General features: G+C 44.8%; 15 protein-coding genes. 5 read left to right on the top strand and 10 right to left on the bottom strand.

What is annotated here, in order from left to right; translation table 11 throughout:
- Positions 1-100: 100 nt before the first annotated feature.
- Positions 101-1,375: a hypothetical protein gene (locus O3C43_04475; protein ID MDA1065739.1), complete on the top strand. Its 1,275-nt coding sequence runs from the start codon at positions 101-103 to the stop codon at positions 1,373-1,375.
- A 9-nt stretch (positions 1,376-1,384) separates the two neighbouring features.
- Here O3C43_04475 and O3C43_04470 read toward each other — a convergent pair whose 3' ends face one another.
- Positions 1,385-2,692, bottom strand: a complete 1,308-nt coding sequence (locus tag O3C43_04470) for a PQQ-like beta-propeller repeat protein (GenBank protein MDA1065738.1) — start codon at positions 2,690-2,692, stop codon at positions 1,385-1,387.
- A gap of 198 nt (positions 2,693-2,890) precedes the next feature.
- Here O3C43_04470 and O3C43_04465 point away from each other — a divergent pair, with 198 nt between their 5' ends.
- On the top strand, positions 2,891-4,012 hold the full coding sequence (locus tag O3C43_04465) for a redoxin domain-containing protein (GenBank protein MDA1065737.1): 1,122 nt from the start codon (positions 2,891-2,893) through the stop codon (positions 4,010-4,012).
- Between the two features lie 16 nt (positions 4,013-4,028).
- Here the strand turns inward: O3C43_04465 and O3C43_04460 are convergent, their stop codons facing one another.
- On the bottom strand, positions 4,029-5,453 hold the full coding sequence (locus O3C43_04460; protein MDA1065736.1) for a PQQ-dependent sugar dehydrogenase: 1,425 nt from the start codon (positions 5,451-5,453) through the stop codon (positions 4,029-4,031).
- Positions 5,454-5,462: 9 nt separating this feature from the next.
- Positions 5,463-6,881 (bottom strand): PQQ-dependent sugar dehydrogenase, encoded by a 1,419-nt coding sequence (locus O3C43_04455; GenBank protein MDA1065735.1) that lies wholly within the window; start codon positions 6,879-6,881, stop codon positions 5,463-5,465.
- A gap of 82 nt (positions 6,882-6,963) precedes the next feature.
- Here O3C43_04455 and O3C43_04450 point away from each other — a divergent pair, with 82 nt between their 5' ends.
- Positions 6,964-8,178, top strand: a complete 1,215-nt coding sequence (locus O3C43_04450; GenBank protein ID MDA1065734.1) for an MFS transporter — start codon at positions 6,964-6,966, stop codon at positions 8,176-8,178.
- On the opposite strand, the gene O3C43_04445 is transcribed toward O3C43_04450, so the two are convergent.
- From O3C43_04445 to O3C43_04435, 3 genes are all read right to left on the bottom strand, one after another.
- Entirely contained in the window at positions 8,161-10,026 is a 1,866-nt protein-coding gene (locus O3C43_04445; GenBank protein ID MDA1065733.1) for a DUF4153 domain-containing protein, read from the bottom strand. The two genes, O3C43_04450 and O3C43_04445, sit on opposite strands and share 18 nt — an antisense overlap.
- Positions 10,027-10,064: 38 nt before the next feature.
- Positions 10,065-10,496, bottom strand: coding sequence for a DUF4399 domain-containing protein (locus O3C43_04440; GenBank protein ID MDA1065732.1), 432 nt, complete (start codon positions 10,494-10,496; stop codon positions 10,065-10,067).
- A 114-nt stretch (positions 10,497-10,610) separates the two neighbouring features.
- Positions 10,611-12,944, bottom strand: coding sequence for a M1 family metallopeptidase (locus tag O3C43_04435; protein ID MDA1065731.1), 2,334 nt, complete (start codon positions 12,942-12,944; stop codon positions 10,611-10,613).
- Between the two features lie 85 nt (positions 12,945-13,029).
- On the opposite strand from O3C43_04435, the gene O3C43_04430 reads away from it, so the two are divergent.
- Both O3C43_04430 and O3C43_04425 read left to right on the top strand, forming a co-directional pair.
- Positions 13,030-13,965, top strand: coding sequence for a DUF4198 domain-containing protein (locus O3C43_04430; GenBank protein ID MDA1065730.1), 936 nt, complete (start codon positions 13,030-13,032; stop codon positions 13,963-13,965).
- A 23-nt stretch (positions 13,966-13,988) separates the two neighbouring features.
- Entirely contained in the window at positions 13,989-15,179 is a 1,191-nt protein-coding gene (locus tag O3C43_04425; GenBank protein MDA1065729.1) for a HupE/UreJ family protein, read from the top strand.
- Between the two features lie 80 nt (positions 15,180-15,259).
- Here O3C43_04425 and O3C43_04420 read toward each other — a convergent pair whose 3' ends face one another.
- The 4 genes from O3C43_04420 to O3C43_04405 form a co-directional block, all read right to left on the bottom strand.
- On the bottom strand, positions 15,260-15,682 hold the full coding sequence (locus O3C43_04420; GenBank protein ID MDA1065728.1) for a hypothetical protein: 423 nt from the start codon (positions 15,680-15,682) through the stop codon (positions 15,260-15,262).
- 406 nt (positions 15,683-16,088) lie between these two features.
- Positions 16,089-17,045 (bottom strand): acyl-CoA dehydrogenase family protein, encoded by a 957-nt coding sequence (locus O3C43_04415; protein ID MDA1065727.1) that lies wholly within the window; start codon positions 17,043-17,045, stop codon positions 16,089-16,091.
- Positions 17,042-18,151, bottom strand: coding sequence for an ornithine cyclodeaminase family protein (locus tag O3C43_04410; GenBank protein MDA1065726.1), 1,110 nt, complete (start codon positions 18,149-18,151; stop codon positions 17,042-17,044). Before O3C43_04410 ends, O3C43_04415 begins: the two co-directional genes overlap by 4 nt.
- Positions 18,152-18,212: 61 nt before the next feature.
- The gene (locus tag O3C43_04405) at positions 18,213-18,629 is read right to left on the bottom strand and encodes a HupE/UreJ family protein (GenBank protein ID MDA1065725.1); all 417 of its coding nucleotides are present in this window, start codon (positions 18,627-18,629) and stop codon (positions 18,213-18,215) included.
- Positions 18,630-18,676 lie beyond the last annotated feature (47 nt).

Here is an 18,676-nt window from a genome sequence, read left to right as displayed (position 1 = left end):
CCGCTGAGGTTTTCGTAAGAGAGACTGACTAATATATTCCAGCTCTAACCCGTTAGTAGGTTACTACTAATTCACCTGTTAAACCCCACCCTCATCGGACATGAAGAAGCTTTCAACTGTACTCATTCTTTCAGCGCTCGTTATTTATGCAGTCTTAAATGTTTCGAAATCAAAATTCATAAAACCGTTAACGGCCCAACCGGCAGTTGATTTGAATCTTGAAAACAACTCTACACTTGCAAATCAAACGTCCGAGATAACAGAAATAATTTTCGCTTCAAAAGGCATGATTTCGTCTCCTGAAAGAAAGGATATCCTCCGGGAATACTGGTCAACTTTACTATCAGAAAAAAGTTATAAAGATACTCCATCGTGCAGGGTAGATAGGATTTTGGAATTTCGGCATTTAGTAAGTTTGGACGTGAACGAGGCTAGTGAGTATCTAGCTACACTGATAACCATGCCTGAGGAATACGATGAGGATATTCAAATTTATGCTTCATTTCTTATCACACAAATCGCCTCTTCAGATGCTGAAAAAGCGATTGAACTGTTGACCGGTTCTGAATTTGTATATGACGACGAAACCTATGAAAATGCACTTCGCCTCTGGATGGATAAAGAAGGTGAAGGGGTCCTGGATTGGTTTGAGCGAATTGAAAACCATGAGCTATCGAGAGAACTGGCAATTCCACTGTTTACCGTCTACGCAGAGGAAGATCCTTACGGATTTCTTATCCGGTATGGTGAGCGAGAGGACGTAGGTTACATTCTTCAAAATTCGATTAGAAGTTTATATGACGAATATGGTAATGAGGTTTACGAATCCTTATTGGCAGATAACTTGCCCAAGAAAATTCTTGAGCAATCTTTCCTCACAATTGCTCAAACAAAGATGTACGAAAATCCTGAAACGGCTCGAACATGGGTCCTGAATAACCGGTTCACGGTAGATGGTGAAGTCGCCAGTAAAATGGCTGAAAGAATCCTAATGGAGGACAACCCATGGCGAGCGGCGAATCTTTCCAAAAACCTGGAATGGGCTATGGAAAATCATTTTCTTTTTCCCAATAACAAAAACGTTAAGGAGCATATGAGACGCTTGATCTACCGGGATCAGAACCAAGCGAAAGAAATTATTGAAAACCTTCAGCTAAAGTTCGGTCCGGCCATGAATGAATTGGATGAGCTGCTCCTAAATCACCAGGAAGAGGGTGAAGGAATTTTTGAGTTATCGCCCTTTTCTATTGAAGCGGATGACCAAGACTATCTGGCCTCGAACACAATTTCAGGGGTAAGCTCAAATTTAAACATCAAAGACCTGTCTAAAGCTATTAACATCGTCACCAAGGATTTCCTGGAAAGCATCAATTAGCTTCAATATTTATTGCGAAAGATTCACAGAAATCAGTTCTCTATCGTTGCGCGCAAGGATATGCTTGTTGGCAAAAGCGGGGTGTGACCACAGGACTTCTTCATTACGTCTTGGAAGGAAAGTTGTTGGATCAATAATATGGGTAGTAGAAATACGTTCGAATCCTTCTGGTGTCAGGTGAGCTATCACAAGATCTCCTTTTTCGGTGAAGATCCAGGTGCGTTCCCCGTTCTGAACCAAAAACGCCGTGGCCCAACGTCCATTTTCCAGCAGGGTCTGATCTTCCCATACACGATCGCCGTTTTCAAGATCGAGGCAGCGGAATTCACCGTAACTATCAATACCATACACATAATTTCCCCGGATTACTGAGGTGCTGATAATACTGTGGAGTGCATCCGTACTTACTTCACTTCTGCCACGACGCTCCCAAAGAAGTTCGGAGCTCAATGAATTCGAATCAAGTTGGTAGAGATAGGAACCATCATAGAAGGAGCTTAGGAAGATTCTATTTGTTTTAGGATCCAAAACCGCATCGGCAACATTGATCGCCATTTTAGCCCGATTAAAAACATGCTTCCAGGCTGGTTTGCCTGAACTCGGATTGAGTGCTGAAAACCAATCACCTGTCCAAGCCAATAGAAGTCGCTCGCCATTCTGTTCAATAAATTTCAGAGACGAATAGGAGGCCAGACCATCCAATGATCGCCAATGCTCTACACCCGTATCTTTATCAAATGCGACGACAACAGATTCTCCTTCACCACCCACTTGCAGGTAAACATTTTCTTCGTCTACTACCGGAGAGGCGGTGATACCCCAAACAGGTGTACTGACCTGATAGTCTTCAATCAGATCCTTCTTCCAAATGAGCTTACCTGTTTTTGCATCCAGGCAGTGAAAATGCCCCATCGCTCCGAGTGCATAAGCCTTGCCGTCGTAAATAGCTACAGCCGCTCTCGGGCCAAGCGGGTACCCGATATCCTGGTACTCGCAGGCGTAGACATATTTCCAGATTTCTTTTCCTGTAGTTTCGTCGACGCAATGAATTTGCTCTACTTGATCTGGTTCCTCCAATCGACTGGTCAGATAAACGCGACCATTACTAACAGTAGGCCCGGAGTAACCCGATCCAATGGGTGAGCTCCATTTTGGTTTAAGCTTGGGTGAATCGAAGCTGGAAATAATTCCAGTTTCATTCCATGTCCCGTCACGGTCAGGGCCACGCCATTGCGGCCAATCACTTGAAAACAAGCTTGTTAATAAAACGGTGCATGAGAAGGCGGCGACAGAAGGAATTTTTCGTAAATTGACCATAGAAAGGTAGAAATTGCACAGAATGCTCCAATTCGCAATCGAGTAGTTTAACGGAAACAAAGCTCAATCTACCCTTTTTCACAGGAATATTTCTAAACCAGGATCACCTGAGCTTGCTGCGTATACCTTGACCTGAACGAATTAGCACTCAGAATCCTGCACTGCTTGATTAACATTCAACACCGGAAATCTTTATAAATGAAAACACCGATCCTAACAATTCTAACCGCGATACTTGCAAGCAGCTTGTTGGCTGCGGATAATGACAAGGCTCCACGACTTCCCATAGGTTCTGACACTATCCCGTTTAATCTCCCTGGAATTGATGGGGAAATGCATACACTCGAAGACTATGCGGACTCGAAGCTGCTGGTAATTGCTTTTACCTGCAATCACTGCCCCAGTGCGCAGGCATACGAAGAACGACTCAACGATCTGGCTACCCGTTATTCTAAAGAGGACGTTGCCCTGGTAGCCATTAGCCCCAACGACGATAAAGCGGTTCGCATCGATGAGCTTGGATACACCGAATACAACGACTCTCTGGAGGAGATGATATTGCGAGCTCAAGAACAAGACTTCAAATTCCCCTACTTGTACGATGGAGAAAACCAAGAAACAAGCTGGGCATACGGTGCATGGGTCACCACCCATATCCTCATTTTTGATGAAAACCGAAAATTGCGATACAATGGCCGCGTAGACGACAATGATAACCCCGCTGAGGTCACCTCGCATGATACCCGGAATGCTATTGATGCGCTGTTGGCCGGTCAGCCTGTGCCGATCGAGGAAACCAAAGTCTTTGGCTGCTCCGTTAAATGGGCTGCCAAGCGTCCCATGGTTTCCCGGTCTCTTGCCAAATGGAATCAAGAGGAAGCCGTTTTAGGCTTGTTGGAACCGGATCAGGTCCAAGCGTTGGTAGCCAATGACACTGAAAACCTGCGCCTGATTAACGTCTGGGCAACCTGGTGTGGACCTTGCACAATCGAATTCCCTGAACTGGTAGATATCCACCGCCAATACCGGAAAAGAGAAATCGAAGTAATATCTATTACTATGGATCTTCCCAACAAGCAGCCGGCAGCTCAAAAGTTTCTTTCATCGCAACATGCGTCGATGACCAACTATCTTTTTAACAGCACAGACAGGTTTAAGCTAATCAATCATCTGGATGGAAATAATTGGGAAGGCTCCCTGCCCTACACCATGCTGGTCGCCCCTGGAGGCGAAGTGCTTTATCGCGTCGAAGGTCAATTTGATACAATGACCTTAAAAAAGAAAATAGTAGGCTACCTAGGACGAACCTACTTCGATTAGAAATTTCAAAACGGTTTCAATGACTCATCGGCGTTAATCGAACGATGAGTTCCGGACGGTTGATACAAAGATAAAGAGCGCCATCGGGTCCGAATTTCACATCACGGACACGACCATAGCCTTTTAGGATAACTTCTTCCGAAACCACCTCAACTCCCTGGATGACTACTCGGCGTACTTCTTCAAACTTGAGGGCTCCTAAAAGCGCGTGGTTTTTCCATTTGGGAAACAAATTTCCTGTATAAAATTCCAGCGGGCAAAGCGCAGGCGATGGCACCCAATATTTTACTGGCTGCTCCATGCCTTCTCTATGAGTCAACAGAGATATAGGCTCTCCTGTGTAATCCCTACCATGAGTGATCACAGGCCATCCATAGTTTTTTCCTTTTTCAATGACGTTCAATTCATCGCCTCCCATGGGGCCATGTTCGGTAGTCCAATAGTCACCCGTCAAAGGATGCTGGTCCATTCCCTGGATATTGCGATTTCCTATAGCGTAGATCGCTTCAAATGCTCCCTCGTATCCGACAAATGGATTATCCTCCGGAATCATTCCATCCGCGAAAACCCTGAACACTTTACCACTCGGCCTGGACAGAAGCTGCACGTGATCCAGTTTGGTACTGTCTCCAATCGAAAATAAAAGATATCCGTCTTTGTCAAAAAGCATACGGCTTCCCCAAGGTCCCCGCCCCGGACTAATATGCAGTTTTTCGTCGACCTTAAAGATAGTTTCCTGGTCGACCCACTGGTGCCCGTTCACTCGACCACGTATTACACGAGTCATGGCAGGCGTGTCTCGAGAATCCGGATCTCCCAATGGATGAACATAGGAAATGTATACCCGCCCATTGGTCGAATAGTCTGGATGCAACGCCAGATCAAACATTCCAGAGTCACCGTAATGAGTAGCAACCGGAATGCCGTGAATAGGTTCAGGATCCAAAACGCCATCCACCATCCAACGAAGTCCTTCGCGTCGCTCAGTTATCAACGCCCTCCGATCGTCCACAAATTCGATCCCCCACGGAGCAGTACGAAATCCGTCCTCAACCAGCGCCTCCACCTGCAAATCATAATCCTCCGTATGCAAGACCGTTGGAAATGTCTTTATCTCTGTCGGTGGACGATCCTGGCTTTCAATGATATAATCAATTAACGATTCGCACTCTGCATCACCAATAACCTGTGCCCAGGAAATCATGTCGGTATTCGCTATGCCATACATGAGATTGCGGAGCATATGGGTTCTGTCTCTACCGTATAGCCAAACATCTTTTATCAAAGGTGCGTGTTGAGCGCCCTCCATGTTTACGCCATGGCAATTCGCGCAATACGTTTTGTAGAGTATGGCTGGGTTGATTGAAGCTTTCGACTCTTCTTCATCTTCCTGAGCATGAGTCGAAGAAACGAATAGGAGGAGGACCAGAAGTCGGCACATTATAGGCGTTTAATTTGGAGTTAGCCGAACCACCGCATCAGGATTATTTAGCACTACATAAAGCGCACCCTCTGGACCAGTTTTTATATCCCGAACGCGTCCAAAACCTGCAAACAACACTTCTTCCGAGAGCACTTCCGAATTACCAAGATCGAGCCGTTTGATTTGCTCAAAAGCCAACGCGCCAATGAACGCGTGGTTTTTCCATTTCGGGAACAGATCTCCTGTATAAAACTCGAGTGGACAAAGAGCGGGCGAAGGCGTCCAGAATTTAACCGGTTGCTCCATGCCTTCCTTGTGAGTCAATTCTGAAACTTTTTCCCCATTGTAATTGATACCGTGAGAGATGACCGGCCATCCATAATTTTTACCTTTTGCGATAACGTTGAGTTCGTCCCCACCCATGGGTCCGTGCTCGGTTCCCCAAATTACCCCGGTCTCAGGGTGCTGGGCAAAGCCTTGCAGGTTACGGTTACCGACGGTGAATATTTCTTCAATCGCATCCGGATGGCCAGCATAAGGGTTATCCGGAGGAATTGATCCGTCGGGAAAAACCCTGTACGTTTTACCTGCCGGCTTATTCAACTGCTGAACGTCGTCATTGCGACCAATGTCTCCTATGCTCAAATAGAGATAACCTTCCTTGTCGAAAAGAAGACGACTTCCCCATCGAGTTCCTTTGGAAAAATGAAGTGAATCGGGAAGGCGAAAAATGTCTTCCTGATCCACCCAGCTATGACCGTTCACACGTCCACGCACGACACGGGTCATGGCAGGAGTATCTTTGGTAGAGCCATCGCCCAAAGAATGGACATAACTGATGTAGACCCATCCATTATTTTTATAGTCCGGATGCAAGGCGACGTCGTGCATACCGGAGTCACCATATTGAGTGGTCAGAGGAATCCCGGTTATGGTTTTCGGATCCAACTCACCATCAACCATCCAACGAAGACCTCCACGTCGTTCGGTGATGAGGGCTCGCCTCTCATCAACAAACTCAATCCCCCAAGGCGAAGAGGAAAACCCCTCACGAGCCAGTGTCTCAACCTTTAAGAGATAATCCTTCGTTTGAACTTGGGTAGGTATCGGCCTGAGTTCAATCGGTGTACCTGTCTGGTTTTCCAAAATGTAATCCGTCAAAGCATAACCTTGATCGTCGGAAAAAACTTGAGACCAAGGGATCATGTCGGTGGAAGGAATCCCATTCATGATGCTGCGAAATACGCGGATGCGATCACGGCCGTGCACCCAGTAATCTTTACGTAGCGGTGCGTGCTGTGCACCCTCCATATTTACTCCGTGGCATGCCGCGCAATAGGTTTGGTAGAGCTGGGCTGCGTCGATGGCGGGCTTCTCAGTCTTCTGGGCAAGCAGTTGACCGACTGTAAATGTGAGAAAAATCAAAAGAGGTATGGTCTTTTTCATGAAATATCTGATTTGTAATCAAATTGAATCATAAATCTTCCGCTTCAATCAATCCTTCATATCTTATTTCTAGAAAGAAAACGTGCCCGAAATTTCAAATAAACAGGACCCCGCCCATCTGGAAAGAGTCACCTTCTTTTGGGATCGATTCCGTGGAATTTCGGCCGGGATAAATGAATCCGTCTTTGGCACGTTCCTGTTACTGATCGCCATTCGTGTCTTCGATGCCTCCAGCATGCAAAAGAGCATCCTCACCGGAGCACTGTGGGCAGGGATGTTTCTGATGCCGGTATTCCTATGGATTGTGTCCTCCTTGCGGCTTCGAAGTAACAATGCTTGCGTGTGTTACACTTTCACTACCGGCTTGTTATTTTTTCTAAGCACATTTGCTCAATCGGCTAACCACTTTGTTCTGATAATGGTGGCGGTCATGATCCTCGGAGTCCAAGGGTTCACTCTTTTGCCAAGAATACTATCTGAGAATTATCATCCAAGTATTCGCGGGAGACGGGTTGGCACGACGATCATGATTCATGGGATAACTTACCTCATAGTATCACAAGTCTTTGGACTATTACTGGACAAAAGTTTACAAAACTATGTATGGATACTGGCTGCCGCGGGCACTGGGTATTTTGCCGCTTCTTTTTTTTATTTCCGTATTCCATCCAGGCACTTGTCTAAGCCTGTAAGCAGATTTCCCTACCATACTATAAGTCTTTTTTGGCGAGACCTGAACTTCTCAAAAATTGCCTTATTCTGGTCTCTGATCGAATTTGGAAATTTAATAATGGTCCTTTTGAGAATTGAGTATGCAGCTAACAATCGATTCGAGCTAAACCTGAGCGTTACGCAAATCACCTGGCTGGTGGCAATTGTCCCGGTCACTGTATCGATGTTAAGTAGTCGTAGCTGGGGTCGCCTGTTTGACCGTCTAAGAATCGAAACCATGCAGGCCGCCATGGGTGGCTTTGCCATCCTTAGCATGTCTCTGTTTTTCCTGAGCACCAACTACTATTGGATGCTTTTCTCAATGACATTATTCGGCATGGCTTTCGGGGCGCAGAAAATTCTCAATCAACTCTGGTTGACCAAGATTGTGCAAGCAGAAGGGATATCAGACTATATTAGCGCATACTCAATGATGAATGGCATTCGGGGCATTGTTGCTCCTATTTTCGCCTATTGGCTTTTAACAAGAATGGCTCCTCACCTTGTAGCAGACGTTGCCATAGCAATTGTGGCCATAGGATGTGTCAGTCTGTTAATACTGCGGCGATCAACTGCGGGGAACTAGTATCCAAAAATTACCATTCTGCACTCTCCAAACATCATTCCGTTTTCTCAGAGATATGTCCAGGAATACGACTTCGATTTTACCAAGCGAAACTAGATCGACATCAAAACTTAAAAACTCTCGACCCATCGATGGATAAGGACCTTCGCCAAGCATGAGGTCTTGCGGTCCAATAGATGTAGCCCATGCATCGAGATCCAAGGTGGCGAGAACTTGTCCAACTGAATCCTGAAATTTCAATCGATAGGGATCAGTCCCGTGAAGTAGTTGTACCGATTCTTCATGAACATTAAATGTAATAAGAATCTTGTCGGGACTTGCATATTTTTGGTGGGTATAAATATCAGTGAATTGAGGCACTGAAATGGGATCGTTAGGATTCAGTTTGATATTTAGAGACGTTCTATCAGGTAATTCCTTCGAGATTATTCCAGTATAGTCCAAAAACATTTTTCGAAAATCCCATGGATTCAGATCCAACCAATCGATACCATGTTCATCTTTCCTATCCTCAGCTGATATTCCACGTATCAGGGGTTCAAAATCTCCAGGGCCATAGCCTTTCCGCAGATATTCGACCATCGATAAAATGTCTTTATATTCAGCAGCGTCAACTTCCTGGGGATGCGAAACCAAAGTACCATCCTTGATAAGTTCTTTTTCATTCAAAAATGCGGTAAGTCGGTTCCACTGACTTTTCCGGGCAATGCTAGCAGGACTTATAGGACCGACAGCAGTAACGAAAAACAGTCCCAACAAACTCCACGGAATTACCTTAAACGAACTGGCCGGCTTGACGGAGAAGTATGCACTGATTCCAAGTACCCATATACTCAATAGAACTCCAAGAAACCTTATTTCCGTAAATCCATAGTCAGAAATCCTTCGTTGAAGCGATAGTAACAACAAAATGGAAAGCGGAACAAACAGCGGAAAAAATAAGCGCCAGAAACGTTTCGCCCAAGTAGCGGTTGACGGATTTCGGCTGAGTGGCCAAACGAGTAATCCTGTTAGCCCGCCGACAGCCGATAGAATGAAAACAGGTAGGCCCACCATGCCATCAGGCCACGTCCAATTCAAAACAATCTTTCCTGTATAAGCGTATAAAATACAGAAATAAAGTATGACTAAAGGCAGCAGAATGAATTTGCTCAAAAAAAGTATCCATATGGGGAAATCAAGCTGGAAATCCAGAATCTCGTCCTGAGCCGGGAAACCACCTAAGAATAGGCAAGGGTTTAATACAAAGGCACAAAAAAAGCACACTCGTGGATAGTTTTCCTCATCAATATCAACTCCAAACAATTGATCGATACTAGCCAATGCTAAAGCAATCCCCACAAAAAGTATGCCGCTGAAAAATCCGGTGAGCAAAAACCTGGAAAACAGCAATTTATTATATTCCCACAACCCCATATCCGAATCTTTAACGCTCCAAAAAGGAATCACTGCTATCGCCAAGTGAACCACAGCAACAAACGTGGCGAAACGTATTAACAAAACTTGGTGAATATTTTCCCCGTAATCTATTGGGATCCATCGATAGAAAATGAAGAGAAACAGAAACGCCAAAGCGGTCACCACGATGCCCTTTATCGAGGTCCTTCCTCCCACCCTTTCACGAATCAACTCAAGCAGGGTGAAAAAGGAAATCCCGAATCCACCGGTAAAACCTAAACGTATCCAACGTTCCTGCCAAAGCTCATTGCCTTGAATGCTGGAGTCGACCAGAACGCTAAGTGAAGTAGCACACAGTAATCCTGATAGAATAGATAAAGGAAAGCGTTTCGCTACGCGAACAAGTCCTCCAATAATCTCCAACCAAAACGCCAGGCCGAATACTTTCATCGCATTCTAAACCTGTGCATTTGGTAATTCACACTACTCTATTTAACAGTGATCGTGATTTTTTCTGAAACCACTGGTGGGTTGTGTGGTAGATGAATGTAGTCAGCGAAAACCAACTGCAGTGTGTGCTTTCCCGGAGAGAGCTTTAGTTGAGTCTCCGTTTGTCCTTTACCAAAATGAACCAATTTCTCAGAAGCCCCCAAAGGAACATTGAAGTCTGGCAACTCGTCGGTGTCTATAAGTAGGTGATGATGGCCAGTGTCTGGTAGGACGACTCCGGCAGGTGCGATACCCATGCCTTTTAATCCAAACCGTACAGTAAAATTCTTATTCACTGTTTTTCCATCTTTGAGCCCGATAAAGTAGACCTTTGCTCCTTCTGCAGAAGGCGTTTTGGGCAAATCTGCTGAGAATAGCGAGGTCGCGAAGAATAAGGCAGAGAGGATGAGTATGGCGTTTATTTTTTTCATAATTTAAAGTTGATTGATAACGATATGATTCTTACGGAGAAGCTAAGGTTCCATTTGCGCTATTGGCAAACGTGAAAATGGCTTACTCAATATTGAAAATAAAGGGAAAAACCGTTATTCTTTTTTATCTTCTTCTTTCTCTGAATCAGGGAAAAGGGCTTTTTGCATAGGGTTCGCCGGCGGCTTTGTGGGCTTCAATTTGAAACGCCCTTCTTCAATTTCCTGAGGAAAGACGTTGTTATCCAGATTCGCGTCTGCGAATGTGTTGTCTTTGTCCAAGGTTACTTTAACAACCTCCCGATCCGTCAAGAAGGGGATTTTGACTATTTTATCCCCAAAACGCCAAACCTCGACGGGCACTTGGAGTCGACGAGATGCTCCTTTCTTGAATTCAATATCGAATACAAGGGGCATTATCATGCCACCGGTGTTTTTGACCGAAATCACGTAAGCCAGATCAGCGAATTCGAGCAGCTCCTTCTGCCAGTCCTCTAGCTTCTCACTCGTCTTTTTGTAAGCCGCTAGTTCCTGTTCTGTTGGTTCATAGGGGTCGTAGCTATAATACCAATCCTGAAGGTGTGTTTGCTTGTCCGCCAGAGTCCCAACATCCTTCAAAAATAATTCATAAGGAGTATCCGGTATCGCTTCTTCTTCGGCTTCGTCGAGAGCTTTGCTTGAGCGAGGTTCACCGTCATCCAAACGGTAAAGATTTACCTCATCGATCTCCATATCCACATGATCGTTTCCGTAAAACCATCCTCGCCAAAACCAATCCAGATCGACTCCACTCGCATCCTCCATTGTCCGAAAGAAATCCGCCGGTGTTGGCCGCTTAAACGCCCACCTACGTGCATACTCTTTAAACGCAAAATCGAAAAGATCATGGCCCAGTATACTCTCACGCAAAAGGAGAAGCCCGAGCGATGGTTTGCTGTATGCTTGAAATCCCCTGGAGGTTTGATTATCAGCCGCCGTCATAATTATCGGGTCATTCTCGCCGGTCATGGTCCTAATAGTCCTTCGATCGTTGAGAAGATTACTTTTCTGAAGAACGGGATCCATTAGATTACCGGCGCGGAAATCCATAAAACTATTCAAGCCTTCATCCATCCATTGCCACTGACGTTCATCGTTGTTGATAATCATCGGAAACCAATTGTGTCCCACTTCATGAATAATCACTCCGATGACATAGCTCCGGTGCCCAGCCGGATACGTTTCTTTATCATCAATTTCTTTGGTTGTTTGAAAAGAAATCATGGGGTACTCCATGCCGCCTTCAGCTCCCCAGGTCGACCATGCGACCGGGTAAGGATACGGGTAGACACTTTCAGAATATACTCTAATCGCTTGAGCTACAGCTTCAGTTGAAAATCGTTTCCACAGCGGAATTGCTTCGTCCGGATAGACGCTCATGGTCATCACCTTACTACCATCAATGTCCACGCCCATAGCATCCCAGATATAAGCGCGGGAAGCCGCCCAGGCAAAATCACGAACCTGTTCAGCTTTAAAATTCCAAGTCTTGGTTCCATTTTCCTTTTTCCCGATTTTCTCCGCAGCTTCGTCGCTGGTAATGATTTCGATAACTTTGGAACTTGTCCTGGCTCTATCCAATCGATCTCTTATGGTTGAGCTCAAAACTTGATTGGCATTGGCCAATTGCCCGGTAGCGGCTACAATATAATCTGCCGGAACTGTTATTTCGACTTCAAAGCTTCCGAACTCGAGGGCGAACTCACCATTTCCAATATAAGGTTTTGTCTGCCAACCTTCCTGATCGTAGTAGGCACACATCCGTGGATACCATTGCGCAACATGGTAGGTATACTCATCGGATTTTAGTTTTCTTTTCCCATGACGAAAGCTCATCGAGTCATCCTGAATCGTGAAAGCCCATTCGATATTAAACGAAAATGACTCACCAGATCTAAGAGGTTTTTTCAAATCCACGCGCATATTTGTATTCACGACCGTATACTGAAGATCGTTCCCTTTCAGATCCTGGACCGATCGTAAATCATAGCCTCCCTCAAACTGTTGGTTATATAAAAAGCCACGAAAACTTTCATATTCAATCTCTGCTGGCTTTGAATCAACAGGTTCCATCTTAAGGGATTGAATACTTCTTTGTCTCTTCGATCCTTGAGCCAAAGCATTCTGATCTAATTGAACCCAGAGGTAATTCAGTGTGTGAGGGGAATGATTTACATACTCAATAGTCTCTGATCCCTGAATACGGGACCGCTTCTCATCCAGCTCAACCTTGATCTTATAATTAGCTTCCTGCTGCCAATAGGCTGGTCCCGGAGCACCTGTAGCCAGACGGTTCTCGCCTGGTGTCGGAAGTAAAGTCGTTATTTGTTCGAAGTTTCGGTTTTCGCTGCCGCAAAGTAGACTTAAATGGAGAATGTTAGAGATGAGCAATAACGGGAGTATCTGTTTCATAGAGAAAAACAAAGAAGAGTATTTCAGGATATCTAGGCTACTGCTTGGTATTTTGTCCATCAGAACCCTCAGAATTCTACTTGTTATGCTAAGTTGGATTCGCCTATATCTGCGGATGTGTATGATTTTTCTTAAGAATTCGGCCCCTTCGATTAAGTTTATTTTTATCGGATTCGTTTTGGTCCCGATCTCACACGCTCATGATGTTTTCCTCAGGCCCAGTGCTTACGATGTAAAGCAAAGGGAGGAAGTTGAGGTGATCGTCTTTGATGGAGACTTCGACAAGAGCGTGTACGCCATAACAACAGGTAGTGTAGATCACCTTCAAATATCGAATTCAAATGGCATCAACATTGCCGATACTGGTTCATGGTCGGCGGTTGAGAAGGATTCACCGCTTTGGGTCAAAACAAAGAAAAAGGAGGGAATCCTTAGCGGGGTTGACCTAACACATACCAGCTCGTTTAAATTTACCCCAGATTCTACAGGAAGCCAGGTGCTCGGACTTACTATCTACGAATTCCGTATTGCCTTCAGCCTGGAAGAATTCATCGAGTATTTAAAATCAGAGGCAGCTCTTGAATGGGACATGTCGACCTACGGATTTACTGATCCGAAGGAGCTCGTCCGCGAACGTTATACCAAAACGGCGAAAACAATTATCAGCGTTGGGAATGAAATCAGCATTCACGCTACAGAACCGATGGGGCTGGTGGTTGAAATTGTTCCATTAACCCAACCTTCAACAGCCAAAGTCGGGGATAAACTTCAATTTCGATTACTCGAAGAAGGAGAGCCCGTAGCAAACCATCCAGTCATCGTTGGACGAAAAGATGGTCTGGACTCGGGTCTGGAGGATGATCGCCTTGTCCTCCAAAGCGACAGTCAGGGAATCGTCACCCTACACGTCTCGAAATCCGGCATCTGGTACATGAAATTCATCAAGTTAGCCCCTGCCCCGGAGGACGACCGCATGGACTTCTTTTCCCGTTGGGCTTCCCTGACGTTTGAGATTCAATAACCGAAACAACGACTGGGTTTGGTATGAAAATATATTCCACGAAACAGCTACTACCGGCTTTCTGTGGACGCTTCAATCACAGTGTCGTTTACCTTGGAGGTTTGTTGGCTGTTGTTTTGTTTCCCGCATTACTTAATGCACATCAGCCAGGTAACAGTTCACTTGTGCTGGTACTAAATGCCGACAACACTTTGAGCGGGGAATATCATGTAGCCGATGTGGACTTTGAATCGTTAAATTTATTATTGGAAGACAGATTCCTTAGATCCAATCGAGATAATCCAACCGCCACTTTTGATTTTCAGACCCAAGGAGTGAGATCGTTGCCATTTCTTCAATTATTGGTCGACGACCAGTCAGTAAAATTTGAAACCGGTGAGCCTCTCAGATTAACAACAGACGGAAATCTGCATACCTTGATTCCTTTTACTACTGAACCACTAAATGGAGACAAGTTGCAGGTTAAACTGCTTTCCTTCTTCCAGTTCGATCCTCAGCACCAACTGGTAATAAGTCTCCAGAAAACTGGCGAGACAGATGTTGGGATTCTGACACTTGATGATCCTTCATGGTTGGGTTCACTTAAAAACCCGGGACCTTGGCAGCAGTTTCTCAGGTTCACTCAAGAAGGTGTGTGGCACATCTGGATAGGTATTGATCATATACTTTTCTTGATCGCATTGTTGCTGCCTTCGGTATTGCGATTTGAACAGCGTAAATGGCAACCCACTTCCAGTTTTAATGAAGCATTTTTCAATGTTCTTAAAGTGGTAACCGCTTTCACTCTTGCTCACTCAATTACCCTGACTCTGGCCGCCCTGGATGTTGTGACATTACCTTCCAGATTCGTGGAGTCAGTCATTGCTCTCTCCGTGGTCCTGGCCGCGTTAAACAATATCTTTCCGATTGTATCCCATCGCGTCTGGACCGTGGCATTCGGATTTGGCCTCATTCACGGCTTCGGATTTGCGAATGTATTGGCCAATCTGCAACTGCCAACGGAGATACTCGCGATTGCATTATTCAGCTTTAATGTCGGAGTTGAACTGGGACAAATAGCCATCGTCGCTGTTTTTTTCCCCATAATTTTCTTTCTCCGAAAAAAGTCATTCTACCAAGCGATTATACTCCGCCTCGGCTCGGTGGTAATTGCCCTCATTGCATGCGGCTGGATAATTGATCGAGTATTCAATCTGAAGATTATGCCGTTTTAAAGCTGGGCAAGATAGTGGCATATCTAGCATAACCGGAAAAAGCTGGTGGCCTTTTCTAAACAAATTCGATCGCCAGACAATTAATCTACTATGTATTCATTTTCCGGTATATCAGTAACGAAAACCTTGGAGTTACTAATTATTTTTGGGATCTTACCATCGTAAAACCAAAGCTCCCGTGAAACCTCCACTTTTACAATAGGCTCCTGCCCCTGGTAGGCCCCGTTGCCATCGAATGTCCATAGTAATGGTGGAGCTGAAAAAATTCCCGTGGTCTTCCGTTTTCCACCATCCGCATTCATGTTTCCCACGAAACGATGCAGGAATACCGTAAACCATTGGCGCATAGTTTCATTATAATTGTTACGTCCTATTTCCTTCTCTAGAGCTAAGGCATCTTCAGCGGTTTTTACTTCTCTAAGGCGGCGTGCCAGCTTCGGTGACGTAGCACCCCACATTACTGGAAATGTTGGTTCTTCTGATAAATAGGCGAATCTGCTCATAGTGAAGGGAAATTCGAAGGGTAGGAAATAACTGGGAGGCAGCAAATAGACAATTCCACTTTCCCCTTTCCCATTGAAACGATAAACATAAGTTACTTTTGAATCGATCCAGGAAAGAGAAGTACCAAGTACCCAATATGGACTTAATAAAATCAAGAGAGCACCCAAGATCCGTTTAAAGAGAGAATCCAGTTAAACTGCTTCATACCATTTTGTTTTCCACATCAGTATTATTAAACAGAAACAGATTCCAATCCATTGCCAAAAAAATATCCCAGAAAGCCCTAAAACTCCCACATGAAACAAAATCAGAAGTCCAAGAATGACCAATGCCATTCTTCTTCCAAAATAAATTAGAAAGGGACTTACGCATTCTATGAGAATCACCAAGCATTTCAAAGCAGGATTAATCAGGCCCGGTCTCCAGACGTAGTTTCATATCCACGATCCTATTGGATACTGATTGAAAACTCCCAATCGGTTTTCCAAACCGATGCGTTTCCTTCGCATAGGAAATCGTTTCCTCCAATTGGCGTTCCATTGAACCCAACTGCCCCGCAAGTATTCCACAGCGTTCCAACTCCAGAGAAACGGAGCAAATTGAAAAACCCGCTCCCTCCCTTCCAATTCTATGAGTCTCGGGAATGAAACATCCTTCAAAAGACACTTCGCCGATTGGTACGGTTCGCAAACCCATCTTGGCGTTAGCAGGGTGCGCTACGACTCCACTCCAACTCCTTTCAACTACAAAAGTCGTTAGTCCCCATTTTCCGAGATCAGAATTTGTAGTCGCATATACAAGAAACATATCTGCAATCGGTGCAAGGGTTACCAAACATTTTGAACCGGAAAGGCGATAACCCCCTTCGCACTTTTCAGCCTTTGTTCGCATGTTGAAAACGTCCGATCCTGAATCGGGCTCTGTCAGTGCCTCTGCACCAATCCACTCGCCAGAGCATAGTTTTGGTAAAAACATACTTCGCTGTTTATTCGAACCAAATTTCGCAATAGTGTGTTCAATGGTTAGAATTTGAGCGCTAACTGCGAAAACGAATCCGTTATCTCTGCAACCATATCCAAGGCCTTCGATAAATTGCACAAGGTTTTCAAAATCGAGTCCTTCAATGTCTCCATACCCACCAGGAAGACCCATCGAAAAGATCCCATATTCAGCGCATTTTCTCCAAAATTCTCTATTAAAGACTCCTTCCTGATCTCGTTGAACTACATCATCAGTTAGCTCTTTTTTGGCAAATTCAACTGCACTTTTTTTTATTTTATGCTGTTCCGGCGTGCACTCATACCGAAAGCGGCCAGCTGCCTCCGAACTTGCATGGGGTATATCACTCGGTTTGTTTATCATACTCCAAAGGACGTAAGAAAATGTTTTTGACTCTCTTTCTTATCCCTACCTGTAGATGAAAACACCGATTCGTAAGTATTGTATGGATCTTCGGGTACGTTATTTAAGTCCAGGGGTGTCCCAATCCCGAACCGAATTGAAAGCTCAAGAAAATACTCTAGAACTACATGGTCTTCCAGAGCAAATCCGGTTGAATCGAAGACAGTTAATTCTTTTTGTTTGCCCCTGTAATGGGATCGATTCTTCACTAGCTGATGGAGTTCGGGACCCACTTCGGTTACTTCCAGTTGTTGACATTCTCCTTCGATCAACGCTTGGGGTCGAAAATCAGGACAGACAAAACTCCGCTTCAAATGGCCGACCGGAACTTCCGTCTTCCCGGGAAGATCTGAACCGACAGCGTTGATATGCAATCCTCTCTTGATGGGAATAGAATCCTGAAAAACGGGTCCCTGGTTTTTCCCCACGGTAGTTGCTATGCAAAGGATATCCGCTTCCGACACTACCCGCTCCAATGGTTCGACGCTGATAGAAATAGAGTCCATTCCAAGCGGAGCAATGCGCCCCAGAAAAGACCTAGCTACTGTAGGATTATTGTCAAAAATCAGTGCCTTTTTGATAGGGAAAACACGACTTATAGCATGCAATTGTGCCATAGCCTGAGCACCCGTTCCAATCAAACCAATCGTTCCACTTTCAGGATCTGCAAGTATTCGGCTCGCTACAGCGGATGCGGCGCCGGTTCGTAAAGCTGTCAGGAATGTTCCATCTGCCATTACTTTCAATTGACCGGTATGAGCATCAAATAGAGAAATTGCCGAAAGAATTGTCGGTAGTTTGTGAATGGTCGGATTTTCTGGATGATAACCTACCATCTTCATCATAATACTTTTCCCACGCAACATCAGAGGCATCCACTCAACAAGTCCAATATACGGTTTCTCGTAGTGAAAACCATCCCGAGTTGGAATGTCGCATGTTTTCTGATCGTATTCACAAAAAGCTCTTTCCAAGCGTTCAATGAGACCATCCATTTGAGCATCTAATCCCATTTGCCTGGAAATTTCAGATATATCTGAGTTGGAGAGTAAAATGGGTGTTTTCATAACTTAAAATTGTGGAAGCGAAATATTTCGAATGACTCGGGAGTTCAAGGAGGACCTTTCGCTATAGACCAACGGCTCGTTCAATAAGCCAGAAAGTTGCTACAAGACCCGCAGCGGCAGAACCGAATCGAAGTACAATCGGTACATAAAATTGAAAACTACGGAAGACATAAAGAATACCGAAAGCCAAGATCACTATCACGATTTGGCCGATTTCAACTCCAAGATTAAATCCAATTAATACCTTTACCAGGTCTTTTATGCGGAAAGGTATTTCACCCATAACTGAAGCAAATCCCAAGCCATGAAAAAGGCCGAAACTAAAAATAATCAACGCGCTTCCTTCCTTGAATTTTGGAAAAATATTGTTGGCGGCAACCAGTATTATGGATGCGGCAATCATCGATTCAACAATTCGTCCGGATACGGATAGATAACCCAATGCCGCCAAACCAAGAGCAACTGTGTCATGGAGCAAGTGCTAAATGATGGTTTTTAATTAATATGTGCATGTGAATGAGAAGC

The organism is Verrucomicrobiota bacterium, from assembly GCA_027622555.1.
In the GTDB taxonomy this organism is placed as follows: Bacteria; Verrucomicrobiota; Verrucomicrobiia; order Opitutales; family UBA2995; genus UBA2995.
Note: the sequence above shows the minus strand (reverse complement) of the source record. Positions and strands in the feature narration are given on the sequence as shown.